The sequence below is a fragment of the Streptomyces javensis genome (assembly GCF_039525925.1).
Lineage (GTDB): Bacteria > Actinomycetota > Actinomycetes > Streptomycetales > Streptomycetaceae > Streptomyces > Streptomyces asiaticus.
On sequence record NZ_BAAAIF010000247.1, the window covers coordinates 1 to 1,230 of the forward strand.

Consider the following 1,230-nt stretch of genomic DNA (forward strand, 5'->3'; position numbering starts at 1 on the left):
ACCTGGCCGGTTGTGGCGTGCTGGAGGAGTTGACCTTGCAGGAGCCGCTGCTCCTGCCCGGCTCCGGTGGCGTGCAGCTACAGGTCCGCGTCACCGATGGCGAGGACGGTCCTCGAACGGTCACGATTTCCTCCCGCGAGGGGGAGGGAGAGTGGGTTCGGCACGCCGTCGGTGTGCTGGCTCCGGCCGGCAGTGAGCCCGTCCCTGCCGCGCTGGCCGCCTGGCCTCCGGCGGGTGCGGAATCGGTTCCGGTCGATGGCGCCTACGAGACGTTCGCTCAGCGCGGTTACGGCTACGGGCCGGCGTTCCAGGGCCTGCGTCAGGTCTGGCGCGCCGGGGACACCGTCTACGTCGAGGCCGAACTGCCCGAGGCCGCGGAAGCGGATGTCGCCGGGTTCGGCTTGCATCCCGCTCTGCTCGATGCCGCTTTGCACGGTCTGCTGGCCGTCGGTGATGGCAGTGGCGGGACGGGTCTGCCGTTCGCCTGGTCGGGGGTTCGGCTGCTGGCCGGGGGTGCCCGCCAGCTGCGGGTGGTGCTGGCCCGTGAGTCGGGTGGCGTCTCGGTGACGGCGTTCGACAGCGTCGGCGAACCGGTGCTGCACGCACGGTCGTTGGCGATGCGTGAGGCTGCGGTGGGTCAGGTGAGCGGGTCTGATCGTCAGGTGCGGCAGTCGCTGTTCACGGTGGACTGGGTTCCGCTGACGGTGCAGGCTCCGGTCGGCGCGGTGCAGTGGGCGCGGCATGGTTCCGGGTTGGCTCCGGTGGTTGTGGCGAGTGTGTCTGCCGCTCCTGCCGGGTGTTCGGCGTCGCAGGCGGCCGAGCTGGCTGCGGTGACGGTGCTGGGTTGGGTGCAGGAGTGGTTGGCCGATCCCGCGGCCGACGATGCGCGCTTGGTGATTTGGACCCAGGGTGCGGCCGTCGGTGAGGACTTGGCTGGTGCGGCGGTGGCGGGTCTGGTGCGCTCGGCGCAGTCGGAGCACCCGGGTCGTCTGCTGCTGGTCGATGTCGACCCGGCGGCCGGCCTGGATCCGACGCGTGACGCCGACGTGGAGACGGTGCTGGCTGCGGTGCTGGATTCCGATGAGCCCGAGGTCTGCATCCGCTGCGCCGCTGGGGGCGGGGGGATTGCGGCTTTTGGTCGACGGTTGGCCCGCGCCGGTGAGCTGTCTTTGCCGACGGGTTCGGGCTGGCGGGTCGAGGTGACCCGGCCGGGTGACCTGGGCAGTGCGG

The 1,230-nt window shown here is 71.5% G+C and carries 1 protein-coding gene; it reads left to right on the forward strand.

Features of this window, described 5'->3' with window-relative positions; genetic code table 11:
• Positions 1 to 17 precede the first annotated feature (17 nt).
• On the forward strand, positions 18 to 1,230 hold a 1,213-nt coding region (locus ABD329_RS47790), incomplete at its 3' end, for a polyketide synthase dehydratase domain-containing protein (RefSeq protein WP_344318289.1).